The sequence below is a fragment of the Azoarcus sp. TTM-91 genome (genome assembly GCF_012911025.1).
In the GTDB taxonomy this organism is placed as follows: domain Bacteria; phylum Pseudomonadota; class Gammaproteobacteria; order Burkholderiales; family Rhodocyclaceae; genus Azoarcus.
In genome coordinates this window covers 33,091-50,423 of sequence record NZ_WUEI01000002.1, presented here as the reverse complement: position 1 = coordinate 50,423, position 17,333 = coordinate 33,091, and the positions used below count along the sequence as shown (strand labels likewise).

The window sequence follows — 17,333 nt, the reverse complement described above, 5'->3', positions numbered from 1 at the left end:
GTCAGACCACCGAGCCGAGTTTGAAAATGGGCAGGTACATGGCGACCACCAGGCCGCCGATGACCGTGCCGAGGAAGACCATGATGATGGGCTCCAGCAGCTGGGACAGGCCAGCGACCGCGTCATCCACTTCCTGCTCGAAGAAATCGGCAACCTTGCCCAGCATGGAGTCGAGCTGGCCGGACTCTTCGCCGATGGACACCATCTGCACGACCATGGTGGGGAACACGTTGGCGTTCTGCATCGAGACCGTGAGGCTGGTGCCGGTGCTGACCTCGTTCTGGATCTGCTTGGTGGCGGTGAGATAGACGTAGTTGCCCGATGCCCCGCCCACCGAGTCCAGCGCTTCCACCAGCGGGACGCCGGCAGCGAACATGGTGGACAGCGTGCGCGCCCAGCGTGCGACGGTGGCCTTGCGGATGATTTCGCCGATCACCGGCATCTTCAGCACCAGCCTGTCCACCGCGATCTGCATGGCGGAAGATCGCCGGTAGGCGTAGGCGATACCGACGACGGTGCCGATGATGATGCCGAACACCAGGTACCAGTACGAGACGAAGAAGTCGGACATCGCGATCACCAATTGCGTCGGCGCCGGAAGATCCGCGCCAAAGCTGGTGAACACGTTCTTGAACTCCGGGATGACGAACAGCATCATTACCGCGACCACCAGCGCGGCGACCACCACCACCGCGATCGGGTAGAACAGGGCGGACTTGATCTTGCTCTTGATCGCCAGGATCTTCTCTTTGTAGGTGGCGATGCGGTCCAGCAAGTTGTCCAGGATGCCGGCCTGTTCCCCGGCGGCGACCAGGTTGCAGAATAGCTTGTCGAAATGGACCGGATGGCGGCTGAAGGCCTGGGACAGGTTGGAGCCGGTCTCCACATCGGTGCGCACCTCGTTCAGCAGGCGGGCGAGGCTGGGGTTGCCCGAGCCCTTGATGCCGATGTCGAAGGCCTGCAGCAGCGGGACACCGGACTTCATCATCGTCGCCAGCTGGCGGGTGAAGAGGGCGATGTCCTTGTCGCTGATTTTGTGGCCGCGGGATAGCTTCTGTTTCTTGACCTTGGTGACGAGGATGCCTTGCCGACGCAGGGTGGCCTGGACCACCGCTTCTCCGGTAGCGCGCATCTCGCCGCGAACGATCTTGCCGGTCTTGTCCTTGCCTTCCCAGCTGTAGAGGTCTTCCTTGGGGCCGGTGGCCGCGGGGCGGCGGGGGGCACGGCTTGCTGTGGCCATGATGCGCTTCCTGTTTCCTTATTCGTTGGTCGAAGCCAGCACTTCTTCCAGGGAAGTCACCCCCTGCCTGACCTTGAGCAGGCCGGACTGGCGCAGGTCGCGTATGCCCTCGCGCTGCGCCTGTGCGGCGATGTCCATCGAGTTGCCGTTGGTCATGATGATGTGGGCAATGTCCTCGCTGATCGGCATCACCTGATAGATGCCGACGCGGCCCTTGTAGCCGCTGCCCTTGCAGCGCTCGCAGCCATTGGGTGCATACGGTTGCCAGCTGCCGTCGAGGTCTTCTTCGCTGAAGCCGGCTTCGAGCAGGGCCTCGATCGGGATATCCGCCGGCTTCTTGCAGGAACACAGGCGGCGCGCCAGGCGCTGGGCGGTGATCATGATCACCGACGAGGCGATGTTGAAGGGCGCGACGCCCATGTTCTTGAGGCGCTCCAGCGTAGTCGGGGCGTCGTTGGTGTGCAGGGTGGACAGCACCAGGTGACCGGTCTGAGCGGCCTTGACCGAAATCTCAGCGGTCTCCAGGTCGCGGATTTCGCCGACCATGATGACGTCCGGATCCTGGCGGAGGAAGGCGCGCAATGCAGTGGCGAAGGTGAGGCCGGCCTTGTCGTTAACATTGACTTGGTTCACCCCCGGGAGATTGATTTCCGCCGGATCCTCGGCGGTGGAGATATTCACGCCCGCCTTGTTCAGGATGTTGAGACAGGTGTAGAGCGAAACCGTCTTGCCCGAGCCAGTGGGGCCGGTGACCAGGATCATGCCGTAGGGACGCTGCACCGCGTCCAGCAGGACCTTCTTCTGCTCGGGCTCATAGCCCAGTGCGTCCACGCCCAGCATGGCGGAGCTGGGGTCCAGGATACGCATGACGATCTTCTCGCCATACAGCGTGGGCAGGGTGGAGACGCGGAAGTCGATGGCCTTGCTCTTGGAGAGCACCAGTTTCATCCGGCCGTCCTGGGGAACCCGCTTCTCGGAGATGTCCAGGCGGGAGATGACCTTGATACGGGCGGCGATCTTTTCTTTCAGCACCAGCGGCGGCTGGGCGATTTCACGCAGCACGCCATCGGTGCGTACCCGGATCCGGTAATACTTCTCATAGGGCTCGAAGTGGATATCGGAGGCGCCTTCGTTGATGGCGTCGATCAGTACCTTCTGGATGAATTTGACGACTGGGGCGTCGTCCACTTCGTTGCTGCTGTCTTCCGTCGTTGCCTGTTCGCCGGGGGCCTCCTGTTGCAGGAGGTCCATGTCGAATTCGTCGCCGGTGAGGTCCTTCAGCGTCTGCTCGGTGGATTCGGACAGGGCTTCCGCCAGCTTGGCGAGCTTGTCCGCCTCCACGACCACCAGGTCCACCTGCAGGCCGGTCTGGAAGCGGATTTCGTCCAGGACCCGCATGTTCGAGGGGTCCGCCACCGCGAGCAGCAAGCGGTTCTGGCGCCGACCCAGGGCGACCACCTGATGCTTGCTCATCAGCTTGCGGTCCACCGCGTCGCGGGGAAGGGTGCTGCGATCTACTGCGGCGAGGTCGAGCTGGGGATAGCCGAAAGTCTCGGCAGCGAAGCGGGCGACTTCCCGAGGCGCGAGCAGGCCGCGTTGGGCGACTTCGAGAAGAAAACCGTTGGTGGAACCGCTGGCATTGGGGGCACAGGCTAGGGCGTCGGCCTCGGAAAGCCGGCCATGCTGGATCAGCGCCCGTGCAAGTCCGCTCAGCGCGGTCTGGGGGTTTGCGGCCATGTCCCGCTCTTAACTAACTGACATTCGATCTTGCACGCCGGGCCGATTCTTGTAAAGGGCGGTGCTTCCTGGCTGTGCGGGGCATCATGTCAGCCAGCGCGGTGGAGCAGGACTTCGATGACGAAGCGGCTGCCGATGTAGGCCAGCATCAGGGCGATGAAGCCGGCCAGCGTCCATCGTAGCGCGACCCGGCCACGCCAGCCCCACACCCTGCGGCCGAAAAGCAGGGCGCCGAACAGGAGCCACGAAATCATGGCGAACACCGTCTTGTGGTCCACCCGGAAGGCGGTGCCGAACAGGCTTTCGGAGAACACCACGCCTGAGGCCAGCGTCAGCGTCAGTAATACGAAAGCAATGCTGATCAGGCGGAACAGCAAGGCTTCCATCGTCAGCAGCGGAGGAAGGTTGACCATCGTGCGGGTGAGCCGGGCGTTATGCAGCCGGCGTTCGGCAACCGCCATCAGCATCGCGTGCAAGGCGGCCAGGGTGAACAGGCTGTAGGCCAGCATCGCGACGATGAAGTGGGCGCGGAAGGCCGGTGAGCCGGCGTTGGCCAGGATGTGCTGTCCGGGAAAGAAGGCCGGGATCAGGCTGGCGACCGCGCCGGCCGGCATTGCAAGCGCATGTAGCCCCTCCAGCCGGGTGTACAGCGTTTCCACCCAATAGAAGCAAATGGCCAGCCACACCATCAGTGAGATGGCGACGCCGAAACCGAAGCGCATTTCCTGTCCTGGAAACAGGGCCTCATGCAATGCCAGCCCATGCGCCAATAGCGCCACCAGCAGGACGAGGCGTTCCCGGGACGACATGCCTTGCCGCGGCTCGGCTTTCTGCCGCAACACGCAACCGCGCCAGAACCAGGCGCAAAGGCCCGCGTAGAGCGAGGCGGGGAGGAGATGAAGTAGAATCGGGGGCATAGATTCCAGCAGTTTACTCCAAGTCATCCCAGGCCGAAGGTCCCGTACATGCTAGATAATCTCACCCAGCGCCTGTCCAAGGTCGTCAAGACCCTGCGCGGGCAGGCCCGCCTGACCGAGGACAACATCCAGGAGGCAATGCGTGAAGTGCGCATGGCCTTGCTGGAGGCCGACGTCGCCTTGCCAGTGGTGAAGGATTTCATTGGCAAGGTCAAGGAAAAGGCGCTTGGGCAGGAAGTGGTCGGCTCGCTGACGCCGGGGCAGGCGCTGGTGGGTGTGGTCCATGACGAACTGAAGCTGCTGATGGGGGGGGCTCACCAGGGGCTGGATCTGGCGGCTCAGCCGCCGGCCGTGATCCTGATGGCCGGTCTGCAGGGCGCCGGCAAGACCACTACCACCGGCAAGCTGGCCAAGCTCCTCAAGGAGCAGATGAAGAAGAAGGTGTTGGTGGTGTCGGCGGACGTCTATCGCCCGGCGGCCATCGAGCAGCTGAAGACGGTTGCGGCTCAGGCCGGCGTCGACTTCTTCCCTTCCACTGCCGTGCAGAAGCCGGTGGACATCGCGCTTTCGGCGCTCGACTACGCGCGCAAACATCACATGGATGTGCTATTGGTCGATACCGCCGGCCGGCTGGCGGTGGACGAAGCCATGATGGCTGAAATCAAGGCGCTGCATGCCGCGGTGGATCCGGTGGAAACCCTGTTCGTGGTGGACGCCATGCTCGGCCAGGACGCGGTGAACACCGCCCGCGCCTTCAACGAGGCGCTTCCGCTGACCGGCGTGGTGCTGACCAAGCTGGACGGCGACTCCCGCGGTGGCGCGGCGCTGTCGGTGCGGCATGTGACCGGCAAGCCGCTGAAGTTTGCCGGCGTCGGCGAGAAGCTCAGCGGCCTGGAGCCTTTTCACCCGGATCGCATGGCCAGCCGCATCCTTGGCATGGGCGACATTCTTGGCCTGGTGGAAGAGGCGCGCCGTGGGGTCGATGAGGAGAAGGCCAAGGCCTTTGCGCAGAAGCTCAAGGCCGGCAAGGGCTTCGACCTCAACGACTTCAAGGAGCAGATCGCCCAGATGCGCAAGATGGGTGGCCTGTCCTCCATGCTGGACAAGCTGCCGGCACAGTTTGCCCAGGCCGCAGGCCAATTGCAGGGCGGCGTGGAAGAGAAGGCGATAGGCCGCATCGAGGGCATCATCAACTCGATGACGCCCCTGGAGCGCGCCAAGCCCGAACTGCTCAAGGCCAGCCGCAAGCGGCGCATCGCTGCCGGGGCGGGAGTGACGGTGCAGGAGGTTAATCGCCTGCTGAACCAGTTCGAGCAGACGCAGAAGGTCATGAAGCAGTTCTCCAAGGGCGGCATGCAGAAGCTGATGCGGGGCATGAAGGGCATGCTGCCGGGAATGCCGCGCTAAGCGATGCGCGACATCCTGCTCGCCTTCGGTCGGGGGCTGCGCAGTCTGGCGCGGCGCGACATCTTCTGGCACCTGGTGTGGCCGGGGGTGGTGGCGGCGCTAGTGTGGCTTGTGGCGGCGATCTTCTCGTGGACCGCGCTGGTCACTGCGGCCATGGGCTGGATAGAGGGCTGGGCACTGGTCGGCGGCTGGCTGGATAGTTCGGAGGTGTTTGCCGCGGTCACGCTGATCATGGTGAAGCTCGCGATCGCGCTGGCTTTCGTTCCCTTGATCTATCTCACTGCGGCGATATTGGTTGCGGCGATTGCCTTGCCGATGATGTTGGAGCGGGTAGCGCAGCGGGACTACACCGACCTCGAGTTACGGCGGGGCGGCAGCAACCTCGGCAGCGCCTGGAACGCGATTGCGGCCTCCGTGCTTTTCCTGGCGGGCTTGCTGGTCTCCCTGCCATTCTGGTTGATTCCCGGCGTGGGGCTGGTGGCCTCGGTGCTGCTTACCGGCTGGTTGAACCAGCGCGCCTTTGGCTACGACGCGCTGATGCTGCATGCCGATGCCCAGGAAATGCGCCGCCTGCGCGCGGCCCAGCGCATGCCCATGTTGGTGCTGGGCGGGTGCTGCGCCCTGCTGGCCTACATTCCGCTGGTGAATCTGGTGGCGCCAGCGTTCTCTGGCCTAGCCTTCGTCCATTTCATGCTGGAGACCTTGAGGCGTGAGCGTCAGCGCAATGGGGTGACCCTGCTGGACCCCGAGCCTGAGGTTTCCACTCTCCCGGAGCGCTTGTGATGAATTTTGGTGCCTTGATCATTGGCGACGAGATCCTGTCCGGCCGGCGCAGCGACAAGCATCTGGCCAAGCTGATCGAGCTGCTGGCGGCGCGCGGGCTGAAGCTGTCCTGGGCACGCTACGCCGGCGATGATGGTCCGTGCCTGGTCGAGACCCTGCGGCAGACTTTCGCTACCGGCGACGTCGTCTTCAGCTTCGGCGGCATCGGTGCCACGCCGGACGACCGCACCCGCCAATCGGCGGCCGAGGCCTTGGGGCTGGAGCTGGCATTGCATCCCGAGGCGGAGGTGGAGATCCGGGCACGCTTCGGCGATGAGGTGACGCCGGAGCGGCTGCAGATGGGCGTCTATCCCGTCGGCAGCGAGATCATCCCCAACGGCTACAACAGGATTCCGGGTTTTTCCATCCGCCAGCATCACTTCGTTCCCGGCTTCCCGGTCATGGCCTGGCAGATGGTGGAGTGGGTGCTGGACGCGCGTTATGGCCACCTGCACCATGTCGAAGACTATGTGGAGGCGGCGGTCACGGTGTGGGATGCCCATGAGGGGCAGCTCATCCCGCTGATGCGCGAGCTGACGGCAGCGTTTCCGGGCGCCACGCTTTTCAGCCTCCCTACCATCGCTGGCGAGGGCGAGCGCCGCTCGATCGAGCTTGGCATGAAGGGGCGGGCGCAGGATGTCGAGGCTGCCATGATCAGGCTGAAGGCTGGCGTGGCCGCGCAAGGCTATGTTTGGGAAGACAAGGCTTAGTCCGCCGAAGCTGAAGTCGGCCGCTCGCCAGCCGAGCGAAACCCCCTGCCGCCTGATGCTGGAAGGCCGGGAGGTGGTGCTGACCCTGCGTCGTTCCGCCCGGCGTTCCCTGGCGCTGCAGATCGATCACCGCGGGCCAAGGGTCTCGGTGCCTTACGGGCTGGCGCAGAGTGAGGTCGAGCGCTTCGTTCGCAGTCACACCCGCTGGTTGCTCGACAAGCTGGATGCGCGTCGCGAGCGCACGCTTCCCGAGCCGATGTTGCTGCAGGATGGGGAGGAATTTCCCCTGCTGGGTGAAAACATCCGCCTGCGCATCGGGCCGGCATCTCCACGGCAAGCCCGCTGGCGGTTAGGGGGCGACGGCTGCGAAGAGTTGTGGTTGCCCGCTAGTGCTGCGCTGGACAAGGCGTTGGTGAAGGCGTTGCGAGCGAGGGCGCTGGCCTGGTTTGGTGGACGGGTGGAGGAGTTCTGTTTCCGCCTTGACCAGAAGGTGCCCGCGGTGCGCCTGACCAGTGCGAATACCCGCTGGGGGAGTTGCAGCCGCCACAGCGGCATCCGTCTGCATTGGCGTTTGATCCATCTGCCGCCGGCGCTGTCCGACTACGTGGTGGCCCACGAGGTGGCCCACCTTGAAGAGATGAACCATTCACCGCGTTTCTGGGCGGTTGTCGAAGCGCTCTACCCGGATTGGCGGGCAGCCCGGCAAGCGCTGAGGAAGGCGGCGGAAACCTTGCCGCTTATCGGCGGCGAGCCCGACCCCACTCCACAAGAGGACTGAATCATGCGACTGCTTCACACCATGCTGCGCGTCGGCAATCTCGACCGCTCGCTGAGCTTCTACACCGAGGTGCTGGGCATGCGGCTGCTGCGTCGGCAAGACTATCCAGAGGGCAAGTTCACTCTGGCTTTCGTTGGCTATCAGGACGAAGCAGAGGGCGCGGTAATCGAGTTGACCCACAACTGGGATACCGACCGCTACGACCTGGGTAATGCCTACGGCCACATCGCGCTGGAGGTGCCGGATGCCCGGAAGGCCTGTGATGAGATCCGCAATCGGGGTGGTAAGGTGGTGCGGGAGGCGGGGCCGATGAAGCATGGCGCCACGGTGATTGCCTTCGTCGAAGATCCGGACGGCTACAAGGTGGAGTTGATAGAGCGCCGGCCGGCCTGAGGGCCTCTTTGCTCCAGGTGCAGACTATGCTGCGGGACTGAGCTCCAAAAAAGAAACGCCGATCCAGAGGATCGGCGTTTTTCTTGAACGCTGGTGGGCCCTGCGGGACTCGAACCCGCAACCAAAGGATTATGAGTCCTCTGCTCTAACCGATTGAGCTAAAGGCCCGGAAATCTGGCCGCCCGGTGTTCTGGGCGGCGGGCCTTCAGGCGTCGCTGTCGAGGAAGCTGCGCAGCTTCTCGGAGCGGCTGGGGTGGCGCAGCTTGCGCAGCGCCTTGGCTTCGATCTGACGGATGCGCTCGCGGGTGACGTCGAACTGCTTGCCGACTTCCTCCAGCGTGTGATCGGTATTCATCTCGATGCCGAAGCGCATGCGCAGCACCTTGGCTTCACGCGGTGTGAGGGAGTCCAGCACTTCCGCGGTGGCGTCGCGCAGACCGGAGTACATCGCAGCCTCCGCCGGAGCGAGAGTGGCGGTGTCCTCGATGAAATCGCCCAGATGGGAGTCGTCGTCGTCCCCGATCGGCGTCTCCATGGAGATGGGCTCCTTGGAGATCTTCATGATCTTGCGGATCTTCTCCTCGGGCATCTCCATCTTCTCCGCCAGCGTCGCGGGATCCGGCTCCTGGCCGGTTTCCTGCAGGATCTGGCGGCTGATGCGGTTCATCTTGTTGATCGTTTCGATCATGTGCACCGGGATACGGATGGTGCGCGCCTGGTCGGCGATCGAACGGGTGATGGCCTGCCGGATCCACCAGGTGGCATAGGTGGAGAATTTGTAGCCGCGGCGGTATTCGAACTTGTCCACCGCCTTCATCAGGCCGATGTTGCCTTCCTGGATGAGGTCGAGGAATTGCAGGCCGCGGTTGGTATACTTCTTGGCGATGGAGATCACCAAGCGCAGGTTGGCCTCGGTCATCTCGCGTTTGGCGCGGCGCATCTTGGCTTCGCCGGTGGACATCTGGCGGTTGATGTCCTTCAGCTCCTTCAGGGAGATGCCGATGCGCTCCTGCAGGTCGATCAGCTTCTGCTGCTCTTCCAGCACGGCCGGATGCACCCGCATCAGTCCTTCGACATAGCCCTTGCCGCCGGCGATCTCCTGCTTCAGCCAATCGAGATCAGCTTCGTGGCCGGGGAAGCTCTTGATGAAATGCTGGCGCGGCATGCCGGCCCGATCCACGCAGAGCTGCAGGATCTGACGTTCATGGGCGCGCACCTGCTCCACCATGTGACGTACCGAGTCGCACAGGCGCTCGATGGACTTGGCGGTGAAGCGGATGTTGAGCAGTTCGTCCGAGATCTGCTGCTGGCTGTCGAGGTAGGCTTTGTCCTGCGAGCCCTTCTTGGCCAGGCTGGCCATCATCTTCTCGTAGTGGCCGCGGATGGTCTCGAAGCGCGCCAGCGCGTCGGTCTTCAGTTGCAGCAGGGACGCCGCGTTGGCGCTGTCGCTGCCGTCGCCGTCGCCGTCGTCCTCGTCGCTGTCGTCTTCCGCGTCATCGGCGGAGGCGCTTGCGGAGTCATCCTCGGACTCGGCGAGGGCCGCCTCTTCCGTAGCGGCGTTCGGATCGATTAGGCCGTCGACCAGTTCGTCGATCCGCATCTCCTCACGGCTGACCTTGTCAGCTGTGTCCAGCATCTCGGCGATGGTGGTCGGACAAGCGGAGATGGCCTGCACCATGTGCTTCAGGCCGTCTTCGATCCGTTTGGCGATCTCGATCTCGCCCTCGCGGGTGAGCAGTTCGACGGTGCCCATCTCGCGCATGTACATGCGCACCGGGTCGGTCGTACGGCCGAACTCGGAGTCTACGGAGGACAGCGCCTGCTCGGCTTCTTCCTCAGCTACGTCTTCGTCGACCGGATTGGCGACGTTGTCCGACATCAACAGGTCTTCGGCGGCCGGAGCCTCGTCGAAAACCTGGATGCCCATGTTGTTGAAGGTAGCAATGATGCCTTCGATCTGCTCGGCGTCGGCGACGTCATCCGGAAGGTGGTCGCTGATCTCGGCGTACGTGAGGTAGCCGCGCTCTTTGCCGAGCGTGATCAGGGTCTTCAGACGGGTACGGCGAACTTCGGCGTCGAGGGGGGCGACTTCCGGGCTGTCGACAACCAGTGCAGCCTTGTCCTTCGCCTTGGAGGCACGCCCCTTGGGGCTGTCCTTGCGCGAATCCTTGGCTTTTTCGCGTGCCATGGCACTCCTCAGTCAGGCCAGAAGAGAATGGGAAACAGGAAATTATACTATAAATCTGAGACTTTTCCCGCCGTGACGAGGTTCCGCTTTTCCATGAGCAGTTCCGCGAGGCGGTGGGCGAGTTGGCGGCTCTCGTCGGATGAGAGGCCGCCTTCGCGGATGCGGTTTTCCAGTTGCGCGATGTCCCGCGTGACGGTGTCGGCGTGCAGTTTGCGCAGAGTGTCCTCGAACAAGGTCTCGACGATGGCTTCGTCGAACTCGGTTTCGACCTGCTCGCTGGCTACGCGGGCGAAGGTTTCGCTGTGCGGGGTTTCGCGGAAGCGCTCGATGAGTGCTCCGAGTCCGCCCGCCGGAATCGGTTCCCCGAGGCTGACCAGGTCCACGATGGCGATCAGGGCGCGGCCTTCGTCACTGTCGTTGGGCAGGAGGTCCACTGGCAGGCGTGCAGCCCAGGTGGGATGCTGAAGCACGAGGCGCAGCAGGGTGCCCGAGGTTGAGGGTGGTTTGCGCCGGCCTTGGTGTTTCGTAGTGCGTTGGGCTGAGGATGGAAAGAAGCCATCTCGACGGCCCGGTTTTCTCTCTTCCTGCTGGCGTTGCTGGCCCTGGGGCTGAAAGCCGAAGGCGTGCTCGACCTCTTGCTGGCTCAGCTCGCTGGCGTCGGCGAGGCTTTTCACCAGTTGCAGGCGCAGCAGTGGTGCGGCGACGCGGGTGATCAGCGGACGTGCTTCATGTACCAGCCGGGCGCGCCCTTCCGGGGTGTCCAGTGGGCAGCGCTGGATGAGTTCCTGCATGAGGAAGCCGGTCAGTGGAAGCGCGGCTTTTGCGGCGCTGCGGAAGGCGTCGGCGCCCTCGGCGCGGACGAAGGAGTCCGGGTCGTGCTCCGCCGGCAGGAAGAGGAAGGCTAGGGCGGCGTCGTCGCGCAACGCCTCCAGCGAATTCTCAAGCGCGCGCCAGGCGGCGCGGCGGCCGGCAGTGTCGCCGTCGAAACAGAAGACGATGCGATCCGTCTGCCGCAGCAAGGTGTTGATGTGATGGGGGGTAGTCGCTGTGCCCAAGGTGGCGACCGCATTCTCGACGCCGTACTGCGCCAGCGCGACGACGTCCATATAGCCTTCGACGACCAGCGCAAAGCCGTTGTCCCGAATTGGCTTCTGCGCGAGGAAGAGGCCATACAACTCGCGCCCCTTCTCGAACAGTGGGGTTTCGGGAGAGTTCAGGTACTTGGGCTCGCCGCTGTCCAGCACTCGTCCGCCGAACGCGATGACTCGGCCGCGTCTGTCGTGGATCGGGAAGATGATGCGGTTGCGGAAGCGGTCGTAGCGCCGGCCGGCGTCGTTGTCGATGACCAGCCCGGCATCGGAAAGCGCCTTGTCTTGGTAATCCTTGAAGATCTGCTGCAGCGCCTGCCAGTCATCGGGCGCGAAGCCGATGCCGAAACGGGCGGCGATTTCGCCGCTGAGGCCGCGGCGTTTCAGATAGTCGATCGCGACCGGGGCGTGCTTCAGCTGCTCACGATAGAAGCGGGCGGCGGCGGCGGTGGCTTCGAGAAGCTGGTCGTGGCCATCGTCCTGGTGCTGCGCGTGCTTGCCGTCGTCCGGGACCTGAAGGCCGACCTGGCCGGCGAGCTCCTTTACGGCTTCGACGAAGCCGAGGCCGCTGTACTCCATCAGGAAGCCGATCGCGCTGCCATGGGCCCCGCAGCCGAAGCAGTGATAGAACTGCTTGCTCGGGCTGACCGAGAAGGAGGCGGACTTTTCCCCATGGAACGGGCAGCAGGCGAAGTAGTTCGCACCGCCTTTTTTCAAGGGGAGGTGGCGTTCGATGACGTCGACGATGTCGACTCGGGCGAGGAGGTCCTGGACGAAGGACTGAGGAATCATCGCGCAGAAAAACGCGGCGCCGGGCGGAACCCTCTAAGGGGTTTCCGCCCGGCGCGCGAGCAACCGGACTGGCCGGAAGAAAATCAGTAAAGCTTCGGCGGCAGCATCTGGCTGCGGAGGCGCTTGTGATTGCGCTTCACGGCGGCAGCCAGCTTGCGCTTGCGCTCGGCGGTGGGCTTCTCGTAGAACTCGCGAGAGCGAAGCTCAGTCAGCACACCGGTCTTCTCGATGGTGCGCTTGAAGCGGCGGATCGCAACTTCAAACGGCTCATTTTCCTTGACGCGAATACCCGGCATTGCTACTTCCTCGGATGTCTGGTGGACAGAAAGGTCGCGAATATAACCGCTCGGCCCCGTCGTGGCAAGCGCCGTTGGTCCCGAAGTCGGCGGCGGGTGGTTAGAATGTGCGCCCGAATCAACTGGATGGTTCTTATGAAGGTGCTGGGCATCGAAACGTCTTGCGATGAAACCGGCGTTGCGGTGTATGACACCGAGGCCGGGCTTCTCTGCCACCGGCTGCATTCGCAGATTGAACTGCACGCCGAGTACGGTGGCGTTGTGCCCGAGCTGGCTTCGCGCGACCACATCCGGCGGTTGCCCTTGCTGATCCGGCAGACGCTGGCCGAGGCTGCACTCGAGGTGGGCGATATCGATGGCGTTGCCTATACGGCAGGGCCGGGCTTGGCGGGGGCCCTGCTGGTGGGGGCGAGCGTGGCCGAGTCACTCGGGCTGGCTGCGGGCATTCCCGTCCTGCCGGTGCACCATCTGGAGGGGCACTTGCTCTCGCCGCTCCTGTCCGCGGATCCTCCCGCCTTCCCTTTCATCGCTCTGCTGGTTTCCGGCGGACATACCCAGTTGATGCGTGTGGCTGGCGTGGGGGACTACACGCTCCTGGGAGAGTCCCTGGATGATGCCGCCGGCGAGGCTTTCGACAAGACGGCCAAGCTGCTTGGCCTGGGTTACCCCGGGGGCCCGCAACTTGCCCGCCTTGCGGAACAGGGGCAGGCAGGCCGATTCCGTTTGCCGCGGCCCATGCTGCATTCGCCTGATCTGGACTTCAGCTTCAGCGGCCTGAAAACGGCGGTGCTGAACGTGGTGTCGTCAGAGGCGTGGCAACCCGGGGATGCGGCGGATCTGGCTGCGGATTTCCAGTTGGCCGTGGTGGAGGTCTTGTGTGCTAAGGCGCTTTCAGCGATGAAAGCTGAGGGGCTGAGAACCCTGGTTGTCGCTGGGGGCGTCGGGGCGAACCGGGCGCTGCGCCAGCAACTGAACGCGGCCACGGCGAAGCGCGGGTGGCGGGTGCATTATCCGGAGCCCGAGTTGTGTACCGATAACGGAGCGATGATCGCTTTCGCCGGCGGGCTGCGTTTCGCGGCGGGAGAGCGGCCGCCGCAGATGCCGGCGCTGCGGGTGAGGCCGCGCTGGCCGCTGATGGAGTTGAAGCCGCCGCTGGGGGCCTGAGCCCGTGCGGGCCCGCGAGCTCTTTACCCCTTCTTGGCGCCTATCCGGCTCTCGGTGCCGGCCATCAGGCGCTTGATGTTCGCGCTGTGGCGCCATAGCAGGACGGCGCTCATAACCAGCACGGCCAGGCTCGTGGCCTGGGGGCCGAATACCAGCAATGACGCTGCCGGAGCGGCGACTGCCGCCGCCACCGCGGCAGCAGAGGAGTAGCGGCTGAAGTAGGCGGTGGCGATCCAGATTGCCAGGCAGGAGAGCGCAATGCGGTAGTCCAGCGCAGCGAGTACGCCCAGGGCGGTAGCAACCCCTTTGCCGCCGTTGAAGCGCAGGAAAATGGTGAACACATGGCCAAGGAAGGCGGCAAGGCCGGCGAGGGCGCACCAGGTGGGGTCGAAGCCGAGCATGCCGGCAAGCCAGACTGCCAACAAGCCCTTCAGGCAGTCTCCCAGCAGGGTCAGCGCGGCAGCCTTCTTGTTGCCGCTGCGCAATACGTTGGTTGCGCCCGGATTGCCGGAACCATAGCGACGCGGGTCTTCCAGGCCGAGCAAGCGGCTGCTGACGATGGCGAAAGGAATCGAGCCCAGCAGATAGGCTCCGATCAGCAGCAGGACATGATCCAGGGGCATTGTTTCTCCAGATTGCGCGTTGGCGGCGCCGGCGAGATCAAGGTGTTTGGAGGCGCTACAGCAACGCCCAAGCTAAAATCGCGGCGATTCTAATCGGGAACGAGCATGGATTTCATCTTCATCGAAGAACTCAGGGTGCAGGCTTGGGTGGGAATATATTCGCGGGAAAAGGCTGCCCCCCAGACGGTGGAGCTAAACCTGACCTTCGGTGTGCCGGACAGTGCGGCGCAGCGCGACGACATCGCCGATACGATCAATTATGCGGATGTTATCGAGCGTATTAGGGCGGAGTTGTCGGCCAGGCATTTCAACCTGATCGAAACGCTCGGAGAGTTCGTGGTCGGCCTGCTGTTCGAGGAGTTCGGGGCGCCTTGGGTGAAAATCCGGATCGCGAAGATCGGGGTAATGAAAGGCGTTCGCCGCGTTGGGGTTTTTATTCAGCGTGGCCGTGAAGGAATTCCTTTGCCGGATTCAGGGCTGATTGTTGGAGCTGAGGGAAAACCCTAGTCCTGGAAAATGAAAAACCGCCAAGCAGGCGGTTTTTCATTTCGACGAGGTGGGAATCAGGCGGCCAGTTCGTCCAGCGATTTTCCCTGTGCCAGCCAGTCCAGGGCCCATTGCGGTTTGCGACCGCGGCCGCTCCAGCCGACATCCGGATTCTCGGGATGGCGATACTTGATCACGGACGGGCTGGCCTTCTTCGGGCCCGCACGCCGACCACGTTTTGCCGCGGGTGCAGCCTTGTCTGTGTCCTGGCTGTTGCCGAGAAGATCGTCCAGAGACAAGCCTTCTTCCGCGGCCATTTTTTGCATCCGCTTCAGCAAATCGCGGCGGGTGGAATCGCTCCGGCGACGGATTTCGGACTCCACCTTAGACTGCAGGCGGCGCAGTTCGGTCAGCGACATTTTGCCAAGATCCATGATTTCTCCACTTGTTTGGTCTTCCCGGATTTCTGGACTTAATTCGGCGCGGGAAATGACCTTGTATAACGTGCTCCCGATTCTGCCATCAATATCCGGAAAAATGAAATACCCGCTATGCGTGTATCCGGAAATTGACGGAATTCAGTGGCTTTTCATTGCGCCACCGTAACCAGAGTGGGTTGCAGGGTGCGGAGAATGTCTTGTGGATGGAGGCCGACGAGATAGCCACGCCTGCCTCCATTGATATAGATCAATGGGAGGTCAAGTATCGTCCTCTCCATGAAAACAGGCATTTTTTTCTTTGTTCCGAAGGGGGATGTGCCGCCGACGAGATATCCGGAATGCCGGTTTGCGGTTTCCGGCTTGCAGGGTTCGATGCGCTTGCATCCCGCCTGGCGCGCCAGTTCCTTGGTCGAGACTTTACGGTCTCCGTGCATCAGCACGATGAGTGGGCCACCATTCTCGTCTTCCATGATCAGGGTTTTCACCACCGCATGTTCGGGCACATTCAATGAGCGGGACGAAACCGCCGTGCCGCCATGTTCCTCGTATTCATAGAGATGGTCGGAATGCGAGATTCCGTGATCCTTCAGGAAACGGGTGGCGGGCGTTTCAGGGGCGTTCTTGCCGGGCTTGCTCATGATTGCAGGAATGTAATCGGGATGGGGAGGGTTCAGGTTGGGGCTTTTTACGCGCGTGGATGGTGCGCGGTATGCAATTGCTTCAGGCGTTCGCGGGCAACATGGGTATAGACCTGAGTGGTCGAGATGTCAGCGTGGCCGAGCAGCATTTGCACAACGCGTAGATCCGCACCGTGGTTCAGGAGATGAGTTGCAAAAGCGTGGCGCAATGTGTGGGGCGATATCCTGTCGGTCGGAATGCCGGCTTGAAGAGCGTGCTGTTTGACGATACGCCAGAACATCTGCCGGGTCATCGCTTGCCCACGGCGGGTCAAGAATATTTCATCCGCGCGCTGGGCTCCCAGTAATTCGCTTCGCGCCTCACGCACATATCGCTGTATCCATTCCGCGGCGATATCGCCCAGTGGCACCAGGCGCTCCTTGCTGCCTTTGCCGATGACACGAACCAGGCCTTCATTGAGAGAGATGGCGAATGTCTTGAGGCCAATCAGCTCGGAAACCCGCAGGCCTGTCGCGTACAGCACCTCCAGCATGCAGCGGTCGCGGAGGCCAAGCGGTGAGTCGGTATCCGGGGCGGACAGGAGTGCCTCCACTTGCTTCTCCGATAGCGTGCGTGGAAAGCGCTGCGTGGGCAGCGGGGAATCCAGAATGAGAGTGGGATCCTCGCTTATCTCCCCCTGGGTAAGTTGCATACGGTAATAGCGCCGCCAGGCGGATAACAGCCTGCGTTGGCTGGCGGGTTTTGCGCGGAGGCTGAATTCGGCGAGATAGGCGGCGAGCTCATGACCGTTTGCCCGCTTCAATTCGCCGCCGCGTTTCTCGAGCCAGGCAGCGAATAATGCGAGATCGCTGCGATAGCCCGCCAAGGTATTGCGGGCCAGGCCGTGCTCGAGCCAGAGCGTGTCGGTGAAGCGATCCAGTTCGCTCCGGGTGGCCGTATCCAGCCCGCTTTCGGTGGCGTTCAAATCGCGCCCTCGTTATGCAATAGCCAGCGTTTGGCGGAGAGCAGGTAACCGTCGGAGGCGTTGGCGAATCCGCCCAGCCCTTGTCGCGATACCACTCGATGGCAGGGCGTGAACAAGGGAAAAGGATTTGCCCCGCAGGCCTGGCCGACCGCGCGCGGACTGCCGCCAATCAGCCGGGCGAGTTCGCCATAGGTGCGGGTTTGGCCGCAAGGGATGGCCCTGATGGCGTTCCACACGGCCCGTTGGAACGGCGTACCGCGTTCGGCCAGCGGCGGGGCGGCCCCAGTGTGGGGGGCGGCCAGCCAAGCCAGTATCTGCGCCGTTACCTGCCGGGCGTGCGGCGTGTCCGGCGGCAGAGGCGCTGCCTCGGGTGGCAGAAAGCGCAATTCAATGAGCTGGTCGCCCGCAAAGCGCAGGCCGAAGCCGCCGAAAGGCAACTGGAGGATGGCGCTAAAGCTGGAGAGGTTGGGGGAGGAAGGGGGCATGACCATGCTCGCTCGTGTTGCCGGCGCGGTCTGCTGAGAGGTGGGTGCGGCGGAATCCGAGGATTCCGCCGACCCGATTGCTCTACCCCAGAGCAAAACTGCGGGCCAGGAAACAGCCCTTGGGGTGGATTATGCCACGGGCCGGTTACTCAACGCATACAGAA

18 protein-coding genes and 1 tRNA gene are annotated in these 17,333 nt (G+C 63.3%); 7 read left to right on the top strand and 12 right to left on the bottom strand.

The window, feature by feature from the left end; genetic code table 11:
* Position 1: 1 nt before the first annotated feature.
* The 3 genes from GRF61_RS00975 to ccsA form a co-directional block, all read right to left on the bottom strand.
* On the bottom strand, positions 2-1,240 hold the full coding sequence (locus tag GRF61_RS00975) for a type II secretion system F family protein (protein WP_169148878.1): 1,239 nt from the start codon (positions 1,238-1,240) through the stop codon (positions 2-4).
* A gap of 18 nt (positions 1,241-1,258) precedes the next feature.
* Positions 1,259-2,977 carry a type IV-A pilus assembly ATPase PilB gene (gene pilB / locus GRF61_RS00970; protein WP_169148877.1) on the bottom strand — a complete coding sequence of 573 codons (1,719 nt, stop codon included), beginning with the start codon at positions 2,975-2,977 and terminating at the stop codon, positions 1,259-1,261.
* An 89-nt stretch (positions 2,978-3,066) separates the two neighbouring features.
* Entirely contained in the window at positions 3,067-3,894 is an 828-nt protein-coding gene (gene ccsA / locus GRF61_RS00965) for a cytochrome c biogenesis protein CcsA (RefSeq protein WP_169148876.1), read from the bottom strand.
* A gap of 48 nt (positions 3,895-3,942) precedes the next feature.
* Here ccsA and ffh point away from each other — a divergent pair, with 48 nt between their 5' ends.
* The 5 genes from ffh to gloA are packed head-to-tail and all read left to right on the top strand — an operon-like array spanning position 3,943 to position 8,004.
* Positions 3,943-5,301, top strand: coding sequence for a signal recognition particle protein (gene ffh / locus GRF61_RS00960; protein ID WP_169148875.1), 1,359 nt, complete (start codon positions 3,943-3,945; stop codon positions 5,299-5,301).
* 3 nt (positions 5,302-5,304) lie between these two features.
* Positions 5,305-6,084, top strand: a complete 780-nt coding sequence (locus GRF61_RS00955) for an EI24 domain-containing protein (protein WP_169148874.1) — start codon at positions 5,305-5,307, stop codon at positions 6,082-6,084.
* Entirely contained in the window at positions 6,084-6,833 is a 750-nt protein-coding gene (locus tag GRF61_RS00950) for a molybdopterin-binding protein (protein ID WP_169148873.1), read from the top strand. Before GRF61_RS00955 ends, GRF61_RS00950 begins: the two co-directional genes overlap by 1 nt.
* 55 nt (positions 6,834-6,888) lie before the next feature.
* Positions 6,889-7,611 (top strand): SprT family zinc-dependent metalloprotease, encoded by a 723-nt coding sequence (locus GRF61_RS00945; protein WP_248281055.1) that lies wholly within the window; start codon positions 6,889-6,891, stop codon positions 7,609-7,611.
* A gap of 3 nt (positions 7,612-7,614) precedes the next feature.
* Positions 7,615-8,004, top strand: a complete 390-nt coding sequence (gene gloA, locus GRF61_RS00940) for a lactoylglutathione lyase (RefSeq protein ID WP_169148871.1) — start codon at positions 7,615-7,617, stop codon at positions 8,002-8,004.
* Between the two features lie 91 nt (positions 8,005-8,095).
* Here gloA and GRF61_RS00935 read toward each other — a convergent pair.
* The 4 genes from GRF61_RS00935 to rpsU form a co-directional block, all read right to left on the bottom strand.
* Positions 8,096-8,172: transfer RNA gene (locus tag GRF61_RS00935), tRNA-Ile, on the bottom strand.
* A gap of 37 nt (positions 8,173-8,209) precedes the next feature.
* Positions 8,210-10,192, bottom strand: a complete 1,983-nt coding sequence (gene rpoD, locus GRF61_RS00930; protein ID WP_169148870.1) for an RNA polymerase sigma factor RpoD — start codon at positions 10,190-10,192, stop codon at positions 8,210-8,212.
* A 47-nt stretch (positions 10,193-10,239) separates the two neighbouring features.
* The gene (gene dnaG / locus GRF61_RS00925) at positions 10,240-12,072 is read right to left on the bottom strand and encodes a DNA primase (RefSeq protein WP_169148869.1); all 1,833 of its coding nucleotides are present in this window, start codon (positions 12,070-12,072) and stop codon (positions 10,240-10,242) included.
* 83 nt (positions 12,073-12,155) lie between these two features.
* Positions 12,156-12,368: a 30S ribosomal protein S21 gene (gene rpsU / locus GRF61_RS00920; protein WP_004260978.1), complete on the bottom strand. Its 213-nt coding sequence runs from the start codon at positions 12,366-12,368 to the stop codon at positions 12,156-12,158.
* A gap of 135 nt (positions 12,369-12,503) precedes the next feature.
* Here rpsU and tsaD point away from each other — a divergent pair, with 135 nt between their 5' ends.
* Positions 12,504-13,532, top strand: a complete 1,029-nt coding sequence (gene tsaD, locus GRF61_RS00915; RefSeq protein ID WP_169148868.1) for a tRNA (adenosine(37)-N6)-threonylcarbamoyltransferase complex transferase subunit TsaD — start codon at positions 12,504-12,506, stop codon at positions 13,530-13,532.
* A gap of 23 nt (positions 13,533-13,555) precedes the next feature.
* On the opposite strand, the gene plsY is transcribed toward tsaD, so the two are convergent.
* Positions 13,556-14,149 (bottom strand): glycerol-3-phosphate 1-O-acyltransferase PlsY, encoded by a 594-nt coding sequence (plsY, locus tag GRF61_RS00910; protein WP_211165671.1) that lies wholly within the window; start codon positions 14,147-14,149, stop codon positions 13,556-13,558.
* Positions 14,150-14,260: 111 nt separating this feature from the next.
* Between plsY and GRF61_RS00905 the strand changes: the two genes are divergently transcribed.
* Positions 14,261-14,662, top strand: a complete 402-nt coding sequence (locus tag GRF61_RS00905; RefSeq protein ID WP_169148866.1) for a dihydroneopterin aldolase — start codon at positions 14,261-14,263, stop codon at positions 14,660-14,662.
* A 56-nt stretch (positions 14,663-14,718) separates the two neighbouring features.
* Here the strand turns inward: GRF61_RS00905 and GRF61_RS00900 are convergent, their stop codons facing one another.
* The 4 genes from GRF61_RS00900 to GRF61_RS00885 all read right to left on the bottom strand — a co-directional run bounded on the left by GRF61_RS00900 (position 14,719) and on the right by GRF61_RS00885 (position 17,175).
* On the bottom strand, positions 14,719-15,075 hold the full coding sequence (locus GRF61_RS00900) for an H-NS histone family protein (protein WP_169148865.1): 357 nt from the start codon (positions 15,073-15,075) through the stop codon (positions 14,719-14,721).
* 155 nt (positions 15,076-15,230) lie between these two features.
* Entirely contained in the window at positions 15,231-15,719 is a 489-nt protein-coding gene (ybaK, locus tag GRF61_RS00895; RefSeq protein ID WP_169148864.1) for a Cys-tRNA(Pro) deacylase, read from the bottom strand.
* 47 nt (positions 15,720-15,766) lie between these two features.
* On the bottom strand, positions 15,767-16,684 hold the full coding sequence (gene xerD, locus GRF61_RS00890; RefSeq protein WP_169148863.1) for a site-specific tyrosine recombinase XerD: 918 nt from the start codon (positions 16,682-16,684) through the stop codon (positions 15,767-15,769).
* Complete coding sequence (locus GRF61_RS00885; protein WP_169148862.1) at positions 16,681-17,175, bottom strand: methylated-DNA--[protein]-cysteine S-methyltransferase; 495 nt, start codon at positions 17,173-17,175, stop codon at positions 16,681-16,683. The genes xerD and GRF61_RS00885 overlap by 4 nt, the downstream gene beginning before the upstream one ends.
* Positions 17,176-17,333: the final 158 nt, after the last annotated feature.

Bases quoted from the DNA above. Each gene is read 5' to 3' on its own strand.
- GRF61_RS00975 (WP_169148878.1), bottom strand. From the start codon at position 1,240: ATGGCCACAGCAAGCCGTGCCCCCCGCCGCCCCGCGGCCACCGGCCCC.
- pilB (WP_169148877.1), bottom strand. From the start codon at position 2,977: ATGGCCGCAAACCCCCAGACCGCGCTGAGCGGACTTGCACGGGCGCTG.
- ccsA (WP_169148876.1), bottom strand. From the start codon at position 3,894: ATGCCCCCGATTCTACTTCATCTCCTCCCCGCCTCGCTCTACGCGGGC.
- ffh (WP_169148875.1), top strand. From the start codon at position 3,943: ATGCTAGATAATCTCACCCAGCGCCTGTCCAAGGTCGTCAAGACCCTG.
- GRF61_RS00955 (WP_169148874.1), top strand. From the start codon at position 5,305: ATGCGCGACATCCTGCTCGCCTTCGGTCGGGGGCTGCGCAGTCTGGCG.
- GRF61_RS00950 (WP_169148873.1), top strand. From the start codon at position 6,084: ATGAATTTTGGTGCCTTGATCATTGGCGACGAGATCCTGTCCGGCCGG.
- GRF61_RS00945 (WP_248281055.1), top strand. From the start codon at position 6,889: ATGCTGGAAGGCCGGGAGGTGGTGCTGACCCTGCGTCGTTCCGCCCGG.
- gloA (WP_169148871.1), top strand. From the start codon at position 7,615: ATGCGACTGCTTCACACCATGCTGCGCGTCGGCAATCTCGACCGCTCG.
- rpoD (WP_169148870.1), bottom strand. From the start codon at position 10,192: ATGGCACGCGAAAAAGCCAAGGATTCGCGCAAGGACAGCCCCAAGGGG.
- dnaG (WP_169148869.1), bottom strand. From the start codon at position 12,072: ATGATTCCTCAGTCCTTCGTCCAGGACCTCCTCGCCCGAGTCGACATC.
- rpsU (WP_004260978.1), bottom strand. From the start codon at position 12,368: ATGCCGGGTATTCGCGTCAAGGAAAATGAGCCGTTTGAAGTTGCGATC.
- tsaD (WP_169148868.1), top strand. From the start codon at position 12,504: ATGAAGGTGCTGGGCATCGAAACGTCTTGCGATGAAACCGGCGTTGCG.
- GRF61_RS00905 (WP_169148866.1), top strand. From the start codon at position 14,261: ATGGATTTCATCTTCATCGAAGAACTCAGGGTGCAGGCTTGGGTGGGA.
- GRF61_RS00900 (WP_169148865.1), bottom strand. From the start codon at position 15,075: ATGGATCTTGGCAAAATGTCGCTGACCGAACTGCGCCGCCTGCAGTCT.
- ybaK (WP_169148864.1), bottom strand. From the start codon at position 15,719: ATGAGCAAGCCCGGCAAGAACGCCCCTGAAACGCCCGCCACCCGTTTC.
- GRF61_RS00885 (WP_169148862.1), bottom strand. From the start codon at position 17,175: ATGGTCATGCCCCCTTCCTCCCCCAACCTCTCCAGCTTTAGCGCCATC.